Genomic DNA, 21,049 nt, shown 5'->3' on the forward strand with positions numbered 1-21,049 from the left:
CCGAGGCCCGGGCCCCCGAAATCTCAGGACAGCAGCGCGATGATCGCGTCGTACACGCCCATCGCGCCGAACGCCAGCGGCACCACCGTGAGCAGAACGAGTACCTCGAACAGGTCGGTGTAGCGGGCCCAGTACGGCGACAGCCGCCGCCCCGGCGCGTTGACCGCCCAGGCACCGAGCGCGGCGGCGACGAGCAGGCACGGCACCCCCACCGCGAGCACCGTCATGGCCCCCGATCCGTCGCCGGTCGCCAGCCGCCAGACCAGCAGCGCGGCGCAGGCCACCCCGCCACACACCAGCCACCGCCGGTGCGTACGGCCCCGGAAGTGCCGGGAGCGCAGGAACAACGCCAGCCCGGTGACGCCGACCAGCGCCGGCCCGAACCAGCCCGGCTGCCGGGTGAGCCAGACCGCGCCGACGGCGCACACCGTGGTGGTGGCGGCGATCAGCGCGGCCACCAGCCGGTCGGCAACGACGGCCTGCTGCAGGACGGTCGGTCCGGGCAGGACGCCGGACTGCCGGCGGAGGTCCTCCGAACTGGTCGGCAGCTGGGGGAGCGGCAGCTGGGCGAGCCGGGCGCAGATCGTCGGCAGGAACGGCATCACCCCCAGAGCGAGCGCCACCGTCGCGGCGGCGACCACCCCGGCCGAGGCGGACAGGACCAGCACCGCCGCCGCGGCGAGGGCGCCGACCAGGGCGACGGCCGCGACGCCGAGGAAGCCGTCCCATCCGGCCGCCACCGCGAACGCCGAGACCGTCGCCAGCACGAGCACCAAGGCGCACCCGACCAGCACCTGCGGAGCGCCGAAGTCGCCGAGCCGATGGTCGCCGCCGAGGAGGAGCAGCCCGCCGACGCCCGCGTAGCCGACGCCCGCGGCCGCCAGCAGCACACCGGCGTCCGGCTGCCCGAAGGCCCGCGACATCGCCGTACCACCACCGACCAGGCCGAGCGCGGCGACCAGCGCCACCGCCGACTGGAGCAGCCAGGACGGGCCGGTGGTCAGCGCCACCAGCGCCCCCAGCGCGAAGAACGTGCCCGCGGTCGACAGGGCGGTCGCCCGTGCGTCGGACGGCTGCCAGGCGGCCCGCCGCTCCCGCGTGGCCACCGCGACCGCGTCGGCCACGTCGTCGAACGCGAACTCCGGGATGGCTCCCTCGCGGTGGCGCAGGTGGAGCACGTCGCCGTCGCGTACGCCGAGACCGGACAGGTGCAGCGACGGGTCGAAGGCGGACTCGCCGAGCCGCTGCAGCACCCACCCGCCACGCAGGAACGCCGGGTCGTCGGGGTTCTCCCCGGCGTACCGCAGCAGTGTCGGCAACAGGTCGGCCAGCGGGGTGTCGGTCGGCAGGGCGAGATCCATCCGGGTGCGCGGGGCGACGACGGTGACGCGACAGAGCTCCACGCCGCTGTTCGCGTCCACTGTTGATCTCCTCGTCGGGCTGGGGCAGCCTGGAAGCGGCTGGAGGGGCCTGTCCGTGTCGGGTCGTATTGTCTGCCATTGTCTGACACCGAAGTGCACCGACCGCCACCGCACATCCACCGCACACCCGCACCACATCCACCGCACATCCACCGCACCCGTCGGTCCGGCTGAGAGGGGCCGCGCAGTGAGCACGGTGCTCTACCGTCGCCCCGGTCGCCGGCAGCCGCCGGCGCTGCCCAAGGGCGAGGTGTTGTTCGAGGCGCCGCCGGAGCTGCCCGAGGCCACGCCCGGCGGGGCGATGCAGAAGATGTTCGGCATCCTGCCCATGCTCGGCGGCGGTGCGGTGATGGCGTTCATGCTGTCCAGCGGCTCCACCGGCAACAACTCCATGCGGCTGCTGATGAGCGGCACGATGGCCGTGTCCATGGTGGGGATGTACATCAGCCAGCTCGGCAGCGGCGGCAAGAACGGCGAGCGCAAGCACCAGATCGACGGCAGCCGGCGTGACTACCTCCGTTACCTCGGCCAGCTCCGCCGGCGGGTCCGCACCGCCGCCAACCGGCAGCGCGAGGCGCTGGAGTGGCGTTATCCCGAGCCCGACAGCCTGTGGATGCTGCCGCTGAGCAGGCGGCTGTGGGAACGCCGGCCCGGCGACCGCGACTTCGGGCACGTACGCGTCGCCAAGGGCGTCCAGCGGTTCGTCCTGCAGCTGATCGCGCCCGAGACCAAGCCGGTGGAGGATCTCGAGCCGGTCGCCGCGGGCGCCCTGCGCCGGTTCATCGCCACCTACCGCACCGTTCCCGACGTGCCGGTCGCTGTGTCCCTGCGCGGTTTCGCGCACGTCCGCATGGACGGCGACCCGCAGGCCGTCCGCGGCCTGGCCCGGGCGATGGTCGCGCACCTCGCCGCCTTCCACGCCCCGCACGAGTTCGTCGTCGCGTCCTGCCTGGCCCCCGACAGGCGGGCCGACTGGGACTGGCTCAAGTGGCTGCCGCACGCGTTGCACCCCACCGCCACCGACGGCGCGGGTCAGGTACGGCTGGTCACCTCGTCGCTGGCCGAGCTCGAACGCCTGTTGGCACCTGAGCTCGCCAACCGGCCGCTCTTCTCCGCCGACGGCAAGCCGCTCACCGGCCAGCCGCACGTCGTCGTCCTGGTCGACGGCGGGCACGCCAGCACCGACTCGCGGTTCCTCAGCTCACCTCCGCAGGGCGTGACGGTGATCGACCTCACCGGCAACGCCGTCCGACGGTTCGGTGACGGCGTGATGCGGCTGCGGGTCACCTCCGACCAGGTTTTCCACGTCGCCGCGGGCGCCGACGACGACCTGGACGCGGGCGGCAAAGAGAGCCTGCTCGGCCGGCCCGACGAGCTGACCGTCGCCCAGGCCGAGTCGTTCGCCCGCCAGCTCGCCCCGCTGCGGTCCGCCCTGGTCGGGCCGACCGGCGTGGTCGAGGAGCAGGCGGAGGTCGAGGAGGTGAAGCCGCAGTACGAGCTGGAGCTGATGAGCCTGCTCGGCATCCCCGACGCCTACCATCTCGACCCCGACGTCATCTGGCAGCCGCGGCCACGTCACGACCGGCTGCGCATCCCGTTCGGGCTCACCCCCGACGGTCAGCCGGTGGAGCTGGACATCAAGGAGTCCGCCCAGGGCGGCATGGGCCCGCATGGGCTGGTCATCGGCGCCACCGGTTCGGGCAAGAGCGAGGTGCTGCGCACGTTCGTGCTCGGCCTGGCCGTCACGCACTCCCCCGACGCGCTCAACCTCGTCCTCGTCGACTTCAAGGGCGGCGCGACCTTCCTCGGCCTGGACAGCCTGCCGCACGTTTCCGCGGTCATCACCAACCTCGAGGACGAGCTGATCCTGGTCGACCGGATGCAGGACGCCCTTGCCGGTGAGATGAACCGCCGGCAGGAGCTGCTCCGGCAGGCCGGCAACTACGGCTCGCTGCGCGACTACGAGGACGACCGCGCCAAGGGCAAGCCGCTGGAGCCGATGCCGTCGCTGTGGATCGTGGTCGACGAGTTCAGCGAGCTGCTGTCGGCCAAGCCGGAGTTCATCGAACTGTTCGTGATGATCGGCCGGCTCGGGCGAAGCCTCGGCGTCCACCTGCTGCTGGCGTCCCAGCGGCTGGAGGAGGGCAAGCTGCGCGGGCTGGACACGCACCTGTCCTACCGGGTCGGCCTGCGCACCTTCTCCGCCGGTGAGAGCCGGGTCGTGCTCGGCGTCCCCGACGCCTACGAGCTGCCGCGGGAGCCCGGTGGCGGTTACCTCAAGGTCGGTACGGAAGGCCTGGTCCGTTTCAAGGCCGCCTACGTCGGCGGGACCTACGAGCCGTCGGGGCTGGCCACCGGACCGGGACGCAAGCCGCCGCCGAAGCCGGGCGAGAAGCGCTGGGTGCCGCGGATCACCGCCTACACCACCGACTACGTCGAGCCCGAGATCGTGCAGGTGCCGGTGGAGCCGGAGCCGGAGGAGGTGCCGGCGTACGCCCAGCAGGACCGGCCCGAGCCCCGGGTGCTGATCGACCTGGTGGTCGACCAGCTGAAGACCATGGGCCGGGCCGCACACCAGGTGTGGCTGCCCCCGCTGGACGCGCCGCCGACGCTCGGCGCGCTCCTGCCCGGCCCCCTCACGGTCAGCACCGACAACGGCCTGACGGTCGACTGGGAGGGCCGCGGGATGCTGCGTGCCCCGGTCGCGCTGGTGGACAAGCCCTACTACCAGCGCCGCGACCCGATGTGGCTCGACCTGGCCGGCGCGGGCGGGCACGTCGGCATCGTCGGCGGACCACAGTCCGGCAAGAGCACGCTGCTGCGCAGCCTGATCGCGTCGTACGCCCTCACCCACCGGCCCGACGAGGTGGCCTTCTACTGCCTGGACTTCGGCGGCGGGACGCTGTCGGCGCTGCTCGGGCTGCCGCACGTGGGCGGGGTGGCGACCCGGCTCGACGCGGACGCCATCCGGCGTACCGTCGGCGAGCTGACCGCCCTGCTGGAGCAGCGCGAACGCGCCTTCACCGACGCCGGCGTCGACTCGATCGCCACCTACCGCCGGATGCGGCGGCAGGGCCGCATCCAGCCCGACCGGTTCGCCTCCGACGTGTTCCTCGTCGTCGACGGGTGGGGCACGGTCCGCGCCGACCACGAGGCCGTCGAGGCCGCCGTCACCACGCTGGCCGCCCGCGGGCTCGGGTTCGGCATCCACGTGGTGGCCACCGCGAACAAGTGGTCGGAGTTCCGGATGGCGATCAAGGACCTCATCCAGACCCGGCTGGAGCTGAAGGTCGGTGACCCGTACGACTCCGAGGTCGACCGCAGGGCCGCCGCCAACGTCCCCGCCAACCGGCCGGGGCGCGGGCTCTCACCCGAACAACTGCACTTCCTCGGCGCGCTGCCCCGCATCGACGGGGTGGAGGAAGCCGAGGACGTCGCCGACGGCGTGCAGGCGATGGTCGCCGCGGTCGCGGACGCCTGGCGGGGGCCGGTCGCGCCGCCGGTGCGGCTGCTGCCGGAGGAGCTTGCGCTGCAGAGCCTGCCGCAGGCGGGCGCCGACCCGCGGCCGGGCGTTCCCATCGGCATCGACGAGGACGAGCTGGCACCGGTCTACCTCAACCTCGACGAGGAGCCGCACCTCGTGGTGTTCGGGTCCAACGAGTGCGGCAAGTCCAACCTGCTGGAGGTCATCGCCCGCGGGATCGTCGACCGGCACCCGCCCAACGAGGCGCGGCTGATCATCATCGACTACCGGCGCGCACTGCTGGACGCGGTGAGCGGCGACCACCTGATCGGTTTCGCCGCGTCCTCCGACGCCGCGACGTCGCTGCTCAAGGACGTCGGTGCGGCCCTGCGCAAGCGGCTGCCCGGTCCGGACGTGACGTCGGAACAGCTCCGCAACCGGTCCTGGTGGAAGGGCTCCGACCTCTACCTCATCGTGGACGACTACGAGCTGGTCGCCACCTCCTCGGGCAACCCGCTGGCGCCGATCACCGATCTGGTGAGCCAGGCCCGCGACATCGGCCTGCACGTGATCATCGCCCGCGGGTTCGGCGGCGCCGGCCGGGCGATGTACGACCCGATCGTCCAGCGCATCCGGGACATGGGCAACCCCGGCCTGATCATGTCCGGCACCAGGGAGGAGGGCCAGCTGTGGGGCGGCGTCCGGGGTGCGCCGCTGCCGCCCGGCCGCGGCACGCTGGTGAGCCGCCGCCTCGGCACCCGGCTGGTCCAGACCGCGTACGTCAAGGGCGCCACCGACCAGCCCCCCTCCTGAGAGGAGCTAGCGGGCGGCGTCCGCGTCGGTGTTCGGGCCGGGGCGCCAGCCGCGGGCCCTCCCTCGTCGGGCCACCGCGACACCGGCGAGCACGAGCAGGGTCAGGGCGACCGCGCCTCCGCCGACGCCGAGCGCGACCCTACGCGGGGTGGAGTCGGCGGCGGCGGGCGTGGGAAGCGGGGCGATCGCAGGGCCGGTCTCCGGCCTCCGGGTGGTGCCCGCATCCGGAAGCAGTTGCGTCAGCGCCTCGTACGGATTGACCATCCCGTAGCCGTAGCTTCGGTCCGGAAGGTCCAGCCCGGGATGGTCGGCGGTGTCCTCGATCAGCCGCTTGACCTGGACCGGTGTCAACCGGTGGTGGTACTTCTCCACCAGCAGGGCGGCGAGCCCGGAGACGAACGGGGCCGCGAAGCTCGTGCCCTGCTGGCCTCGCTGGTAGTTGCCCTTCGGAGCGGTGCTGGTGAGGTTGGTGCCGGGCGCGACGACGGACACCGGGACCGAGGTGGTGCTGAAGTCGGCGACCTTGCCCTGTTCGTCGACCGCGCCGACCACGATGAGGCCCTCGTACCCCTTCTCGGCGGCGAACTCCGCCGGCCACTGTTCGGCGTTGCCCTGGTTGCCGCCGGTGTTGCCCGCGGCGGTGACCACCACCACACCCTTGTCCAGGGCGTGGTGGACGGCCTGCCCGAGCGGGTCGTACTCGGTGCTTGTGACGACGGACACGTTGATGACGTCGGCGCCGTTGTCGGCGGCGTAGCGGATGCCGTCGGCGAGCGCGGCGGCCGAGCCCTGCTCCGGTCCGGGCGCGACCCGTACGGACATGATGTCGGCGAGCGGCGCCACACCTCGCAGCCCGGCGCCCGGAAGCTCCCGGGCGGCGATGATGCCCGCGACCAGGGTGCCGTGCCCACCGGGTGCGCAGTCGCGCCACGGCGGGATCGGGGTGTCCTCGTCCTGCACGAAGCTGGCCGCGTGGGGAGCGCGGGCGAGCGTGAGCTGGTCGTTGCGGAAGTCCACGCCGGTGTCGACCACGGCGACGGTGACGCCGCGCCCGGTGGCGAACGGGGTCAGCCGGTCCAGTTGGAGGCGGCTCTGCGCCCATGGCTCCCCGGCGCTCGTCGCGGGACCGGCGTACTGGTTTCGGCAGTCGGTGTTCTGGTAGCGGCTCGGGTCGACCGGTGCGTTTCCCGCACCGGTGCCGCCGGGCTCGTCGCCGGTCCGCGACGTGGGCGTCGGATCGGGAGACTTCGGCGGCGTCCGGCTCGCGGTGGGCGTCGGCGTGGGGTTCGGAGCGGCGGCCGCCGGCGGCGCGATCGTCGCCGGAGCCACGGTGGCGAGCGCGAGGGCCAGCGCGGGTAGGATTCCCGCTGTTCGCACGGTCCTGCCGTTCGCCCACGTCACAGTGGGCGAGGTTACCGGGCGTCGCCAGGTGCATCGTTGGAGCCGTCCACAGCCGTTCACAGCCATCCGTGGGTGGTCCGGTGTGGGTGCCCGAGCGCGCGTCTTCCCTGGCCACATCCGGAAAACCACCGCCTGTGACCCCGCGTGCGCTCGCCGGACAGCTGCTTTGCCCTGGCGTGCGAGGGTTTCCGCCCCTGTCGGTGCGGGAAGCAAAGCGTCATGCCCAAGCGGGCATGCACGGCACAAGGGTGTGGCGAGCGGAGGTCTAAGGAGAAGGCGTGACTGTGGTTTCCGTCGAGAGTTCGACGACCTCCACTGCCTTGGTGCTGCCGTTCGAGGTCGCCAGCGCCAGGACGGCACGGCGACGGCTGGCGGCCGACCTCCGTGCCGCCGGCATCGCGTCCGACGACGTGCACGACGCGGTCCTCGTTCTCAGCGAACTCGTCGGCAACGCCCTCCGGCACGCTCGACCTCTCGCCACCGGCGCGTTGCGGGTGACGTGGAGGTGGCGTCCCCACAAGCTGGAGGTGAGCGTCACCGACGGCGGTGGGCCGACCGAGCCACGCCCGTTGGAGCTGCCGGCGTCCGCGCTGGGCGGCCGCGGGCTGGCGATCGTCGACGACCTCTCCGCCCGGTGGGGCGTACGCCGCGGCAACCGCACCACCACCGTGTACGCCGTGCTCGACATGACGCCCGGCACCGACCAGAGCTGAGGCCCGGCACCCGCCCGAGTCGACGACGCACGGACGCCGGACACCAGCCCGGCCCGACACAGGCGTTTCACCTCCCACCATGGCCTAGGCTCGTGCCGTGTCTGGTGCTACGTCCTCGCCGGCAGGCCGGGTGGCGGTCGTCATCCCCGCGCGTGACGAGGCCGCGCGGGTGGCCGCGACCGTGCGCGCCGCCGGGAAGGTATCCGCCGTCGACCTGGTGGTCGTGGTCGACGACGGCTCCCGGGACGCCACCGCGGTGCACGCGCAGGAGGCCGGCGCGGTCGTCGTCGGTCACCACCGTCCACGTGGCAAGGCAGCCGCGCTGGCGACCGGTGCGCAGGCGGTGTCGGCGATCGAGGCGCGGGAGAACCCTCCCCAGCCGCGGCACCTGCTGTTCCTGGACGCGGACCTCGCCGAGAGCGCGGACCGGGCGGAGCCGCTGGTTCGCCCGGTGCTGGACGGCACCGCGGACGTCACCATCGCGGTGATGCCGCCGCAGCACGGCGGGCCCGGTGGCGGGCGCGGCTTCGTCGTCCGGCTCGCGCGGGCCGGCATCGCCCGGGCCACCGGTTGGCAGGCCACGCAGCCGTTGTGCGGGCAGCGGTGTCTGAGCCGGCCCGCGCTGGACGCCGCCAGCCCGCTCGCCCGCGGCTTCGGGGTCGAGGTGGGGATGACGATCGACCTGCTGCGCAGGGGTTTCCGGGTCGCGGAGGTCCCAGTCGACTTCCAGCACCGGGTGACCGGCGCAGACCTGCGGGGACAGCTCCACCGTGGCCGGCAGTGGCTGCACGTCGCGGAGGCGCTGGCCCGGCGGGGTGTCGTACCCCTTCCGGCCGTTCCCACCCTTCCGGCGTTCGGGACTGCTCCCCTCCGCCGCCCGGACGCACCGGCCCAGCCGGACGTCGACGCCGGCTCTCCCCGTCGTGACCGACGTACGAACTGACGGCGCCGGCCCGGCCGACCCGGCCCGCCGGGCAGGCGGATTGGCGGTGCTCGGCCTGGGAGCCAGCCTGGCGCTGTTCACCGTCACCGGACTGCTCGGACCGTCCGTCGTCGCGCTCACCCTCCCGCAGCGGGCGGCGTGGCGACCGCCGTACTGGTGGGACACGCATCCACCGGCCTGGCTGGTGGTCACGCTCGCGCTGACCGGCTTGGTCGTCGGCGCTCTGAGCCTGTACGCCGGGTTGCGTGCCCTGTCCGCCGGATGGACGCCGATCCCACGGCGGCTGGCGGCGCTCGGTGCCGCCGGGGTGACCGCGCTGACACTGGTGCCGCCGATGGCCTCCGGGGACGTCCTGATGTACGCCGCGTACGGCCGGATCGCGGCGCGCGGCGGGGACCCGTACCTCACCGCGCCGGCGGAGTTCGTGCTGCACACCTCCGACCCGGTGGCCGCGGCCACCGAACGGCCCTGGCAGACCGCGACCTCCGTCTACGGCCCGGTGGGCACCTGGCTGCAGCAGGCGGCGGCCTGGCTGGGCAGCGGCTCCACCCACGCCACGGTCCTCGGCCTGCAGGTCACGAACTCGCTGGCGTTCGTCGCCGTCGGTCTGCTCGCGGTACGGCTGGCCGGGCGGGCGCCGCGGGCGCGCGCCCGGGCCGTGCTGTGCGTCCTCGCCAATCCCGTCCTGGCCTGGCTGGTCGTCGCGGGCGCGCACAACGACGCCGAGGCGGTGGTGTTCGCGGTGGCCGCGCTGGTGGTGGTCCGCCGGTCACCGTTCGCGGCGGGGCTGCTGGTCGGCCTCGGCGGCGCGGTGAAGCTCACCGTCGGGCTCTACGGCCTGGCACTGCTGTGGGCGCTGCGCCGGTCGCCGCGGTCGGCGGCGGCACTGTGCGCCGGGTCGCTGCTCACGCTCGCCGGGACGTACGTCTTCGCCGGGCCGCACGTGTTCGACCGGGTGCTGGCGGCACCGAGCTTCGTGTCGTCGGGCACGCCGTGGCGGTTGCTGTTCGGGCCGCTGTACCTGTTCGTGCTGCCGATGCCCGCGGCCCGTGCGGTCATCGCCATCGCCTCGGCGGTGACGACGGTGCTGCTGGCGGCGTTGCTGTGGCGGGCGGTGCCGGCCGCGGTGCGCGAGCCGGTGGCGGCCGCGACGTCGTCGGGCGACGCGCCGGCCGATCCGACACCGGAGGCGGTCCGGGTGGCGGCCGTACTCTGCCTGGCCTGGGTGTTCACCACGCAGTACAGCCTGCCGTGGTACGACCTACTCGCCTGGGCGCCGCTGGCCGGACTGGTCGCCGGCCGGCTGGACTCGATGGTGCTCGCCCGCACCGCCATGATGGCCGCGGCGTACGTGCCGGGCCGGGTGGTCGACCTGCCGTCCCTGGTCGGCTTCGTGACCGACCGGATCCGCGACACGGTGACGCCGCTGGTGCAGATCGCGATCCTGGTGTGGCTGGTTCGGTGGTGCCTGTCCCGTCGCGACCGGGCGCCGATCGACGACGACGTACGGATGCGGCCCGAGCGCCTTCCTACCGCGGCAGGTGACGGGTCAGGAACTCCCTGAACGTCAGCATGTCCGGGTGCCGTGCGCGGAGTGCCGCGATGTCGGCCTGGTAGCCGGACTCGGCGGCCGAAGCACCGTCGCCGGCAGGCCCAGCCGGGCGATGTGGCGTTCGACCTCGGCCTTGGTCTCGAAGTGGTCGACGCCGGTGTGGCGTTCGGCGCCGCCGACCGAGCTGTAGACCAGGTGCGCGACCCCGGTCTGCGAGGCCAGGTCGGCGACCGCCGTGCCCTGGCGTACTTCGGCGGCGAGCTCTTCGGCACTGACCGCCAGCGGCTGCACGCTGAACACCCCGTGCACGCCGGTCATCGCTGCCCGCAGCGCGCCGGTGTCGTCGAGGTCACCGGTCGCCAGCTCGGCACCCAGGTCGGCGAGTGCGCGGGCCGCCGGCTTGGCGGGGTCGCGGACGTACGCCCGCACCGGCCGGTCGCGCTCGAGCAGGGCCCGCGCGGTGGCCCCGCCCTGGTTGCCGGTCGCTCCGAGGACCAGGACGCTGCGGCTGCCGGGCACGGCGAACTCCTCACGCGGACAGGGATCTGCGGGCGAAACCGCAGGCGGGAAGACGCGGGAGATTGTCGCACGAATCGCCACCGGCGTTCGGCCACGGCGCATCGGTGGAAGTGGGTCTGCCATGACGGCACTCGTCGACACGCCGCCCCTGGCGAGGTGGCACGATCTCGCGCTCGCCCGGGTCGAACGCCGCGCCGTGGACGACGCGGTGCCGGGATACCTGCGCAGCTCGGAGGCGTTCGCCGAGATCGGTCCGTTCCTGCTGTACACCGCCGAGTGCGCGTCGCGCCGGGACGTACTCCTGAAGGCAAGCAAGGCGAGCTTGACACCGGAGGAGATGCCCGGCCTGCCGGCCCGGGTGCGGGCGGCCGGTCTGCAGACGTCGTTCACCTACGTCGTGGGCCTGGACCCGTACCCGCTGATGCGCGGCTTCCTGCGCACGCTGCTTCCGCACTGCACGGTGTTCTCGTCCGTGCAGGTGTACCAGTCGCACACACTGGTGGATCTGCTGCGCGCCGAGGACGCCGGTGAGCTGGCGTACTACCTCGACATTCGGCGGGACATCGAACGCGCCGCCGCGCCGCGCGGGCTCGTTCCTGAGCGATGGCGGTGCTACCGGCCGCTGTGCTACTCGACGTACGCGGGCCGGCCGCTGACCGGACCGTGCCGATGAGCGGGCCTTCCCGGACGGACGGGACCACCCGGATCGCGGTGCGCGGCCGCCGGCACGACCACGCGGGAGCGGTGGCGTACGTGCTGGACCGCCGGCTGACCGGTCACGACAGCTTCCGCCCGGTCACGCTGTTGCTCACCGAGCCGGAGCCTCCGGAAACGTCGTCGGGTGCGGCGCGCGTGACGTGCCGGGCAGTGAGGGTACGGGTCCTCACGCTGGACGACGTGACACTGGTCTGCCCGTTGAGTACGAGCGCCGCGGACTCGTTGCCGGAGTCCTGGGAGGGCACGCTCGTCCTGCCGGAAGGCCGGCGCCACGTGGACGTTCCGGCCGACCTGGCCGCCGCCCTAGCCGGCGCGGGCATCGACACCGACGAGGTGGGCGAGGCGCATCTTCGGCACCTGGTGGGGTATGTCACCGAGGCGGGCCCCGGGCCGACGCGCGCGGCCCGGGTGAGCGCGGCCGTGTCCGCCGTACGCCGCGAGGTCAGCGGTTGATCTTCGGCGGCTGATCTTCAGCGGGTGATCGTCAGCGGGTGAACAGCTCGAACGACACCGCCGGCCGGCCGCCGAACCGCTCCGCCGCGCCCTGCGTGTAGGTGGTGAGGTGCTCGCGGGCGTAGTCGACCGGATCGCGGTCGTCCAGCGCCTGGATGTACGCCCGGTGCTCGGCGAGCGAGGCCACCGCCCGGTCGAAGGTGCCGCTGACGTCGACGGCGTGCGAGGCGTACGGGGAGGACGCCACCGCGACGTAGCGGACCCCGTTCCAGGGTTCGTGACCCTCGTCGACCAGCTCGGGGAAGATCCACCGGTTGCCCGCATCGCCCGCGGCGTCGAGTACGGCCCGGCCGACCGCGCGGTGGTCGGGGGTGTTCCAGCTGCCCGGCATTCCCCAGCTGTCGTGGTGGTTCAGCGTGACCAGGAGTTCTGGCCGGTGCCGGCGGATCGCCCGGGCGAGGTCGCGGCGCAGGCGAGGGCCCTCCTCGATGACGCCGTCGGCGTGGTCCAGGTACTCCACCTGGTCGACCCCGACGACCTCGGCGCTGGCGCGTTGCTCGCGTTCGCGGACCTTCTCGGCCTCCGCCGGCGACAGGTTGTCGATGCCCGCCTCGCCCCGGGTCACCAGCAGGTAGATCACCTCGTGACCGGCCGCGGTCCAGCTGGCGATCGCGCCGGCCGCGCCGTACTCCAGGTCGTCGGGATGCGCGACGATCGCCAGGCAGCGTTGCCAGTCGGTGGGCATGGGCGCGAAGTCCGGCTGCTCGCTCATCGGGACCTCCTTGTCGGCGGCGCGTTCAGGTCGGCGTCCCAACGTACCCGCCCGTCCGCGCCTGCGGTGTGCGCACGGATACTGGCCCGGTGACCGAACCCGTCCGGCCCGGCGACCCCGCAGACCTACCTGATGACCAGTCCGGGCAGCCCGGCCTGCCTGCGCAAGTCGAGGTTGACGAGGCGTCCGACCCGATGGCAGCGGTGCGCTGGTGGCGCGAACACTGGCGCAACCTCGCGTGGATCGGGCAGGCGGAGCGCGACGACGACGAGCCGTGGGCGTTGCCGCTGGTGGTCCGGGTGGAGAAGAAGAGCCTGCCGACCCACGACGACGCGCTGGCGGCGTCCGCGCTGGCGGTCGTGCGCCTGCTGGCCGACCGCGACAGCGCGCCGGGCGGGCCGTGGCACGCCGACCTCGAACGCTGGATGGACGGCCGGATCCGCAAGGTCGTACGCCGGGCGCGGGGGATCCGGTGGACCGAGGTGGACCGGCTGCCGGGGATCACCGCCCGCTCCGGCGGGGCGGAGGTGCGCGCGCTGACCCCGCACCCCGTCGCGCGGCCGCCGGTAGAGGTGTCGAAGCTGCAGGTGGAGGGGCTGGACCTGACGCCCGCCGAGCCGGTGGGTGCCGCCGAGCGGGTCGATGGCCCCGGACCGGTGCTGTCGATCGTGCTCGCGCCGGGCGTACGGATGTCGACCGGCAAGGCCTGCGCCCAGGTCGGCCACGCCGCCCACCTCGCGCTCCTGGAACTCGACGAGCCGACCGTCACCGCGTGGGCGTTCGCGAACTTCCCGCTGCGGGTCGTGCCGGCGACCCCGGAGGGCTGGCGCCGGATCGTCGGCGGCGAGGTGGCCGCCGCGACGGTCCGCGACGCCGGCTACACCGAGGTCGAGCCGGGCACCTGCACCTGTGCGGCCACGTTCACCTGGCCCGCCTGACCCCGCTCACGGGCTTGCGCCGCGAGGCCGAGGGTGGCACGCAGGCTGTCGGGGCCGGTGTAGGTGAGGCCCTGCATGCCGAGGGCCTGCGCCGCCTCGACGTTGCCGGCCTGGTCGTCGACGAACAGGCACCGGGAGAGGTCCACCCCGACGACCGCGGCGGCGTACCGGAACACCCGCGGATCGGGTTTCACCACCCCGATCCGGGAGGTGTTGACCACCGCGTCCAGGTGCGAGGTGAGCCCCAGCGCGTCGAGGTCGCGTTCCAGCCGGGTCGTCGCGTTGGACACCACGACGACCGGAACGTGCGTACGCGCCGCCACGAGCAGGTCCAGCACCTCGGTGTCGACCCGCCCGACGTGCGCGGACCACCCGTCGACCGCCGCCTGGGCGGGGGCGCGTGACCCGTGGCGTTCGGCGAGGTCGTCGACCACTCCTGCCCGCCACTGCTCGTCGCCGACCTGACCGGTGATCGCGGGGAGCAGCCGGTCGGGTGCGAACGCGGCCGCCGCCAGCGAGCCGGCGGGCAGACCGCCGGCTGCCTCGGCGTCGGCCAGTTCGGAGTCCCAGATCCGGAGTACGCCGTCCAGGTCGCACAGGAGCGCGTCGAAGGTCAACGAGTGCACGGTGGCGATGATCCCATGTCACCTGAAGTCGCGGGACGTCAGCGGAAGTCGCGGGACATGGTGGCGATGGTGAGCGGCAGCCGGCTGAACTTCTCGGCCACCACGTTGGTCACGCCCTCCACGCGTTCGAGCCGGCCGCGGATCAGCAGGGCGGGGGAGTCGCGGGCGACCCGGCGGTGGCGGTTCCACACCGCCTGTGGGCAGATGACGTTGACCATGCCGGTCTCGTCCTCGAGGTTGAGGAACGTGACCCCGCCCGCGGTCGCCGGTCGCTGGCGGTGGATGACGACGCCACCGATCAGCACGCGGCGGCCGTGTTCGGTGGTGCGCAGCCGGGCGGCCGGGATCACGCCGAGCTCGTCGAGCTTGTCGCGGACGTGCCGGGTGGGGTAGTCGTCGGGGGAGATGCCGGTGGCCCACAGGTCGGCCATCACGCGTTCGGCGGGATTGAGCTCGGGCAGCAGCGGCACCTGCTCGTGCCGCTCCTCGCGTACCGGCTTGGCAGGCTCGGGAACGCCGCCGCGCGCGGGCGTGGAAACCCTGCCCTGCTTGGGTTTTCCGGCCGCCCCGCTCCCCTTCCTGGCGTACGTGCCACTGGACGGCAACTGGTCGGGGCGTTCCTGGGCGGCACTGCCGGCCACCCACAACGCCTCCCGCCGGGACATCCGGAAACACCCGAACGCGCCCGCCGTCGCCAGCGCCTCCATCTGCACCGAGGTAAGCCCGACCCGGCGCACCAGGTCGGCCTGGTCGGCGAACGGCCCGTGCGCGGTGCGTTCGGCGACGATCCGCCCGGCGAGGTCGGCGCCGATCGAGCGGATGCCGGCCAGCCCGAGGCGTACGGCGTGTCTCCCGTCGCGCCGGTGCCGGGCGTCGTCTGCGGGAGCGTCCGGGTCGAACTCCCCGACCGGCGGGTGAAAGGTCTCCACGCACGCCGGGTCCCCGGTCGGCCCCGCGCCGGGTGACTCGGCCGGAGAGCCCGGGTCCGGCAGGTCGAGAAGCTCGAGGTCGGCGTGCACCCCGGACAGGTGGAGGTCGGCACCGCGCACCTCGACACCGTGCCGGCGGGCGTCGGCCACCAGGCTCTGCGGGGAGTAGAACCCCATCGGCTGGGCGCGCAGCAACGCGGCCAGGAACATCGCGGGGTAGTGCAGCTTGAACCACGAGGACGCGTAGACCAGCAGCGCGAAGCTGATCGAGTGGCTCTCGGCGAACCCGAAGTTGGCGAACGCCTCGATCTTCTCGTAGATCATGTCGGCGGTGTCGCCGGTGATCCCGCGCGCGGCCATCCCGGCGTACAGCTTCTGGCGTAGCGAGGAGATCTTCTCCAGCCCGCGCTTGGAGCCCATCGCCCGGCGCAGCAGGTCGGCGTCGTCGCCGGTGCACCCGCCGACCTCCATCGCGATCTGCATCAGCTGTTCCTGGAACAGCGGCACCCCGAGGGTGCGCTCGAGTGCGGGGGCGAGCGTGGGATGGGGCGGTGTCGGCGGCTCCTGCCCGAGCTTGCGGCGGATGTACGGGTGGACGGCTCCGCCCTGGATCGGGCCCGGGCGGATCAGGGCGATCTCGATGACCAGGTCGTAGAAGCGGCGCGGCCGCAGCCTGGGCAGGGTCGCCATCTGCGCCCGGCTCTCCACCTGGAACACCCCGACCGAGTCGGCCCGGCAGAGCATGTCGTAGACACCCGGCTCCTCCTTGGGAATCGTGGCCAGCGTCCAGTCCTCGCCGAGGTGCTCGCGGACGCCCTCCATCGTGTAGTGCAGGACGGCGAGCATGCCGAGCCCGAGCAGGTCGAACTTCACCAGGCCCATCCACGCGCAGTCGTCCTTGTCCCACTGCAGCACCGTGCGCCCGTCCATCCGGCCGTGCTCGATCGGGCAGACCTCGCCCACCGGCCGGTCGGTGAGCACCATGCCGCCGGAGTGGATGCCGAGGTGGCGCGGGAACTTCAGCAGTTGTTCGGCCATCGACACCACCGGTGTGGGGATGTCGCTGTCCACCGTGGCGGTGGTGCCCCACGAGTCGACCTGCTTGGACCAGGCGTCCTGTTGCCCGGTGCTGTGCCCGAGGGCCTTCGCCATGTCGCGGATCGCCATCTTGGGCCGGTAGGTGATGACGTTGGCGACCTGGGCGGCGTTGTACCGGCCGTACTTCTCGTAGACGTACTGGATGACCTCCTCGCGCCGGTCGGAGTCGAAGTCGACGTCGATGTCGGGCTCCTCCTCCCGGGTCGCGGACAGGAAGCGCTCGAACGGCAGGTCGTAGAAGATGGCGTCGACCGAGGTGATGCCGAGGACGTAGCAGACCGCGGAGTTGGCCGCGGATCCCCTTCCCTGGCAGAGGATTCGCCTGCTCCGGGCGAACTCCACGATGTCGTGCACGATCAGGAAGTAGCCGGGGAAGTCCTTCTCCTCGATGACCCGCAGCTCCTTCTCCAGCCGGCGGCGCGTCTCCTCGGCGAACCGTCCGGTGAAGGTGCCGTAGGCGCGTTCGGCGCCCTGGCGGACCAGCTCGCGCAGCCAGCTCATCGGCGTGTGGCCCGCCGGGACGTCCTGCCGGGGCAGCCGCGGCCTGGCCCGGCGCAGCGGGAACGACAGCGCCTGGGCGTACTCCACGGTGCGGGCGACGGCGCCGGGATAGCGCGCGAACCGCGCGGCCATCTCCGCGCCGCTTCGCAGGTGGGCGGTGCCCGCAGCGGGCAGCCAGCCGTCGATCTCGTCCAGGCTGCGGCGGGAGCGTACGGCGGCCAGCGCGGTGGCCAGCGGCCGGCGTTCGGGCGTGGCGAAGTGGACGTTGTTGGTGGCGACCACCGGAAGCCGGCGGGACCGGGCGAGCTCTGTCAACGCGTCGTTGCGGTCGGAGTCGAGGGGGTAGCCGTGGTCGATCAGCTCGACCGCCACCTGGTCGCGGCCGAACAGCCCGGCCAGCCGGTCGAGCTCGCGGCCCGCCTCGGACGTGCCACCGCGGTCGAGGGCCTGCCGCACGGTCCCCTTGCGGCAGCCGGTGAGGACCAGCCAGTGGTCGCCGGCGCGGGCGGCGAGGTCGTCCAGGTCGTAGACCGGCCGGCCCTTCTCCCCGCCGCGAAGCTGCGCCTCGGTGAGCGCACCGGCCAGCCGGTGGTAGCCCTCCTCACCGCGGGCGAGGACGAGGAGGTGGCTGCCCTCGGGGTCGGCGGCGCCGTTCTGCGGCTCGGTGAGGTCGAAGGACAGCTCCGCCCCGAAGATCGTCCCCAGGCGGTAGTCGGCCGCCTCCGCGGCCTCGGCCATCCGGACCGCGCCGTACAGGCCGTCGTGGTCGGTGAGCGCGAGCGCCTGCAGGCCGAGCCGCACGGCCTCCTCGACCAGTTCCTCCGGGTGGCTGGCGCCGTCGAGGAAGCTGAAGTTGGAGTGGCAGTGCAACTCGGCGTACGGGACGACCGGGCCGTCGGGACGCTTCGGGCGCTCGTCCGGAGGTGGGTCGTAGGGCGGACGGACGGAGGTCCAGGCCGGGCTGTCGCCGCCGTCCACCTCGGCCGGTGGGCCGCCGGGCCGGCGGCCGGACAGCTTGCGTTCCAGCTCCGACCAGGGCATCCGGGGGTTCTTCCATCCCATCAGGGACACCAGCCGCTCAGCTCAGTCATAGCTGGCCTCGATCCACCACCGCCCGGCCTCGTGCAGCAGGACGAACGCACTCCCGTCGGCGCACGCCACCTGGAAGCGGGCGTAGCGGCGGGCGGCGTCCGGATCCCACCAGCGCTCGTCGACCGGCCAGGGCCCGGCCCAGCCGACGATGGGCTGCGCGGCCACCTGACCGCCGGGCCGCGCGAGCGTCTGGCAGTCGCCGGACATCTCGCCCCGCTCGCCGACCGCGACGGCCCGGCCGGCGGGGTCGAGAACGTCGACCGGCTCGGGGGAGGGGAACACCGTGGACGGGGCCGGAGGCGGTAAGTGCCCCGTCCACGGCGGCACTGTGGGTCGGGCGGGCGTGGGCTCGTCGCCCCACGCCACCCAGGTCACGCGTTCGGCGGCCGCTCGCCCTCCGGACAGGACGGCCGTCACCACCGCGTCGTGGCCGAGCATGCTCTGCACCCGGGTGAAGGTCCGGTGGATGCGTTCGTCGGGTGCCTGGTCGCCCCACAGGCCGTCCTGGTAGGCGCCGGTGGCGGCCACCTCGTCGGGCACCAGCCGGATCCGGACCACCCCGGAGGTCAGCTCCTGGGCGGGCCCGCCGGAGTCGGTGCGGGTGCCCTGGAGCTGCCAGCGGACCCGGTCGACCACGTCGGCCGCGCTGAACCAGCGGGGGTGCCGCCACTGCCGGCCGGCGGGCTCGTCGCGTTCGCTCTCGGTCTCCACCCGCAGGCAGGTGCACACCAGGTCGCGTTCGGCGAGGCCCGCGACCAGCTGGTCGGCGGCGCCGCGGATCGCGAACGCCACGTGGTCGACCCGGTCGACGGGCGGCTCGAACGCCACCTCGGTGGCCAGCTCGGGCGGCGGCCTGCGGGTGGCGAGGTTGCGCGAGTCGCGGCCACCGGCCAGTCGGTGCGCGGCCACGCCGTCGGAGCCGAACCGCCCGAGCACGCTCCGGGCCGGCAGCGCGGCGAACTCGCCGAGCGTGCGGATGCCCAGCCGGCGCAGCAGATCCACCAGGTCGGGGCGGTCGAGGGTGTCGATCGGCAGGGACGCGAGACAGCGGGCGGACTCACCCGGCGGGAACGCCAGCTCGGGCTCGCCGGCCCGCTCGGCGAGCCGGGCGGCCTGCTCGGCCGCGAACGGCCCGTCGGCGATGCCGATCACGCACTGGAAACCGGCCTGCCCCAGGTGCTCGCGCAACGCCTGGGCGAACGCCTGCTCGCCGCCGAAGTAGCGGCTCGGCCCGCGGGCGGCGAGCGCGCACATGCCCGGACGGATGATCTCCACGCCGGGAGCGAGCGCCTCGACCGCGACCACCACCGGCTCGAACGCCCGGGCGTCCACCGCCGGGTCGTAGGCCAGGACGGTCAGCCCGGGGCACCGGGACTGGGCCTCGCGGATCCGCAGGCCCCGGCGTACGCCCTGGTGGCGAGCGGCCTGGGAGCACGCGAGGACCCGGCCCCGGTCGAGCACGGCCAGCGCGGCGTCGGGTGGACACCCGGCGTCGCGCCCGGCCGCGGTCACCGGCCAGTCGGGGCACCACACCACCAGGGTGCGTACGGCACTCATCCCGCCCCCACCCCCAGGCGGCGGGGGAGACCGCGCGGTGCGCCCGACCGGACCGGAACCATGGCCCTATCCTCGAACACATGTTCGATCCGTGTCAACCGGATCGAGCGGGTTCGACTGGCTTGATTCCGAGGGTTTCGAGGGGGAGTGAGGCCCCTACTCCTGCCCGGCCCCGCCCTCGTTCGCCGCGCGCATCGCGGCCGCGGTCTTCGCCGGGTCGTAGCCCTCCGACACGCCCTCGACGAAGATCACGTCACCGGGGATGTGGTCGGTGCGCAGGTGGAGGATCTCCTGGTAGGCCGGGGAGTCGTACCACTCGTGCGCGTCCGCGAGGCTCGGAAACTCGATCATGACCACGCCGCCCTGCCACGAGCCCTCGATCACCTCGTGCTGGGTGGCGTGCACCAGGAAGCGGCCGTTGAACGGGTCGAGAGTGCCCTGGATCCGCTCGATGTACTCCGCGATGTCCGGGTGGTATCCCGCGACCTGCAGGTTGGCGATGGCGTACGTCGGCATGAGTCCTCCCGTGGCTGCCGGTGTGGCTGTCGAGTCACCCGCGATCATGCCAGCGCCCGCCGACCGGGCGCCCGCGAGTTTCGCGGTCGCCGCGACGTCATGCCGACAACCGGCGGCCGGCGAGGGAGATCACCTCGGCGGGCTGATCGTCCGGCCGGTCGCCAGACTGCCCGGTCGACTGGTCGGCCATGGCGGTGGCGGGCTCGGTCGCCACCGCCACGGCACCGGCGTGGTCGGGCAACCACAGCCGGGAGGTGCGGCGCCGGCCGGCCGTTCCGCGTCCGGTCGCCTGGATGGTGACCTCGCGTGCCGACAGGTGCCCGTGGCCGTCGCCGAGACCGTGCCAGGTGCTCGAGGTGATCGACAGCCCCAGCTCGCTTCCCGACCAGTCCGCGTCCTGGACGACGAGCACGGCGCCGCGCTCGCGCACCCGGGCGGCCAGCCGGCGCGTCTCGCCGTCGGGGGCCGAGGTGGGCGGGCGGACGACCACCACGTCGAGGACGTCGACCAGTGCCGCCACCACGCCCAGCCACTTCCGCCCGGGGGTGGGGACGAGGACGAGACGGCCCAGGTCGACGCCCAGTCCGGTGGCCGCCTCGGCGCCGAGGGTGGAGAACCCGACCAGGCCACACCACGACCCCGCCCTGGAGGCGCCGGCGATCAGGGCCAGGGTGAGCGTGGTCGACCCCGCCACGGTGTAGCTCGCGCCACGCCGCAGCCCGCCGTCGGGCAGCAGTCCGGCGAACGCCGGCAGGGCGGGCACGGTGGGCACCGCGCGCCCGGCCACCCCCGCGGTCGTCGGCCGGGCGGCGAGCTCGGCCCGAAGCTCGGCGAGCACCGCTGCCCGGTCGGCCGCGGACCGCCGCGGCGCCCGGCTGGTGTCCAGCGCGGATGCCTGTGAAGTCCCGACCACCCAAGCATCATCGAACGCGTGTTCGAGGATGTCAACCTCGCCGCAGGGGAGGGGCGGGGAGGTTCCGCCGGCCCCGGCAGGGTGTGGACGGCAGGCTCCCGGCAGGGTCCGC

The 21,049-nt window shown here is 73.6% G+C and carries 16 protein-coding genes; 7 read left to right on the forward strand and 9 right to left on the reverse strand.

Features of this window, described 5'->3' with window-relative positions:
• Positions 1–23 precede the first annotated feature (23 nt).
• The gene (gene eccD / locus ABZV93_RS05750) at positions 24–1,421 is read right to left on the reverse strand and encodes a type VII secretion integral membrane protein EccD (RefSeq protein ID WP_354930940.1); all 1,398 of its coding nucleotides are present in this window, start codon (positions 1,419–1,421) and stop codon (positions 24–26) included.
• 187 nt (positions 1,422–1,608) lie between these two features.
• Between eccD and eccCa the strand changes: the two genes are divergently transcribed.
• Positions 1,609–5,697, forward strand: coding sequence for a type VII secretion protein EccCa (gene eccCa / locus ABZV93_RS05755; RefSeq protein WP_354930943.1), 4,089 nt, complete (start codon positions 1,609–1,611; stop codon positions 5,695–5,697).
• 6 nt (positions 5,698–5,703) lie between these two features.
• Here eccCa and ABZV93_RS05760 read toward each other — a convergent pair whose 3' ends face one another.
• On the reverse strand, positions 5,704–7,074 hold the full coding sequence (locus ABZV93_RS05760; protein WP_354930946.1) for a S8 family serine peptidase: 1,371 nt from the start codon (positions 7,072–7,074) through the stop codon (positions 5,704–5,706).
• A gap of 302 nt (positions 7,075–7,376) precedes the next feature.
• Here ABZV93_RS05760 and ABZV93_RS05765 point away from each other — a divergent pair, with 302 nt between their 5' ends.
• The 3 genes from ABZV93_RS05765 to mptB all read left to right on the forward strand — a co-directional run bounded on the left by ABZV93_RS05765 (position 7,377) and on the right by mptB (position 10,318).
• Positions 7,377–7,811 (forward strand): ATP-binding protein, encoded by a 435-nt coding sequence (locus tag ABZV93_RS05765; RefSeq protein ID WP_354930949.1) that lies wholly within the window; start codon positions 7,377–7,379, stop codon positions 7,809–7,811.
• Positions 7,812–7,908: 97 nt separating this feature from the next.
• Positions 7,909–8,754, forward strand: a complete 846-nt coding sequence (locus tag ABZV93_RS05770; protein WP_354930952.1) for a glycosyltransferase — start codon at positions 7,909–7,911, stop codon at positions 8,752–8,754.
• On the forward strand, positions 8,735–10,318 hold the full coding sequence (gene mptB / locus ABZV93_RS05775) for a polyprenol phosphomannose-dependent alpha 1,6 mannosyltransferase MptB (protein WP_354930955.1): 1,584 nt from the start codon (positions 8,735–8,737) through the stop codon (positions 10,316–10,318). Before ABZV93_RS05770 ends, mptB begins: the two co-directional genes overlap by 20 nt.
• A gap of 3 nt (positions 10,319–10,321) precedes the next feature.
• Here the strand turns inward: mptB and ABZV93_RS05780 are convergent, their stop codons facing one another.
• Positions 10,322–10,825, reverse strand: a complete 504-nt coding sequence (locus tag ABZV93_RS05780; RefSeq protein WP_354930958.1) for an NmrA family NAD(P)-binding protein — start codon at positions 10,823–10,825, stop codon at positions 10,322–10,324.
• Between the two features lie 121 nt (positions 10,826–10,946).
• Between ABZV93_RS05780 and ABZV93_RS05785 the strand changes: the two genes are divergently transcribed.
• Positions 10,947–11,498: a hypothetical protein gene (locus ABZV93_RS05785; RefSeq protein ID WP_354930961.1), complete on the forward strand. Its 552-nt coding sequence runs from the start codon at positions 10,947–10,949 to the stop codon at positions 11,496–11,498.
• Entirely contained in the window at positions 11,495–11,995 is a 501-nt protein-coding gene (locus ABZV93_RS05790) for a hypothetical protein (protein WP_354930964.1), read from the forward strand. Before ABZV93_RS05785 ends, ABZV93_RS05790 begins: the two co-directional genes overlap by 4 nt.
• Positions 11,996–12,026: 31 nt before the next feature.
• Here ABZV93_RS05790 and ABZV93_RS05795 read toward each other — a convergent pair whose 3' ends face one another.
• Positions 12,027–12,767: a PIG-L deacetylase family protein gene (locus tag ABZV93_RS05795; protein ID WP_354930967.1), complete on the reverse strand. Its 741-nt coding sequence runs from the start codon at positions 12,765–12,767 to the stop codon at positions 12,027–12,029.
• 89 nt (positions 12,768–12,856) lie between these two features.
• On the opposite strand from ABZV93_RS05795, the gene ABZV93_RS05800 reads away from it, so the two are divergent.
• Positions 12,857–13,705 (forward strand): peptidyl-tRNA hydrolase, encoded by an 849-nt coding sequence (locus ABZV93_RS05800; RefSeq protein WP_354930970.1) that lies wholly within the window; start codon positions 12,857–12,859, stop codon positions 13,703–13,705.
• Here the strand turns inward: ABZV93_RS05800 and ABZV93_RS05805 are convergent.
• From ABZV93_RS05805 to ABZV93_RS05825, 5 genes are all read right to left on the reverse strand, one after another.
• Positions 13,645–14,331 carry an HAD-IA family hydrolase gene (locus ABZV93_RS05805; protein ID WP_354930973.1) on the reverse strand — a complete coding sequence of 229 codons (687 nt, stop codon included), beginning with the start codon at positions 14,329–14,331 and terminating at the stop codon, positions 13,645–13,647. The genes ABZV93_RS05800 and ABZV93_RS05805 overlap by 61 nt on opposite strands.
• Before the next feature lie 38 nt (positions 14,332–14,369).
• Positions 14,370–17,921 (reverse strand): error-prone DNA polymerase, encoded by a 3,552-nt coding sequence (locus tag ABZV93_RS05810; RefSeq protein ID WP_354930976.1) that lies wholly within the window; start codon positions 17,919–17,921, stop codon positions 14,370–14,372.
• A gap of 21 nt (positions 17,922–17,942) precedes the next feature.
• On the reverse strand, positions 17,943–19,508 hold the full coding sequence (locus ABZV93_RS05815) for a DNA polymerase Y family protein (RefSeq protein ID WP_354930979.1): 1,566 nt from the start codon (positions 19,506–19,508) through the stop codon (positions 17,943–17,945).
• A gap of 156 nt (positions 19,509–19,664) precedes the next feature.
• Positions 19,665–20,024 (reverse strand): DUF1330 domain-containing protein, encoded by a 360-nt coding sequence (locus ABZV93_RS05820; protein ID WP_354930982.1) that lies wholly within the window; start codon positions 20,022–20,024, stop codon positions 19,665–19,667.
• Between the two features lie 97 nt (positions 20,025–20,121).
• A complete protein-coding gene (locus tag ABZV93_RS05825) occupies positions 20,122–20,937 on the reverse strand; it encodes a hypothetical protein (protein ID WP_354930985.1) in 816 nt (271 codons plus the stop codon).
• Positions 20,938–21,049: the final 112 nt, after the last annotated feature.

The organism is Actinopolymorpha sp. NPDC004070 (assembly GCF_040610475.1).
In the GTDB taxonomy this organism is placed as follows: Bacteria; Actinomycetota; Actinomycetes; order Propionibacteriales; family Actinopolymorphaceae; genus Actinopolymorpha.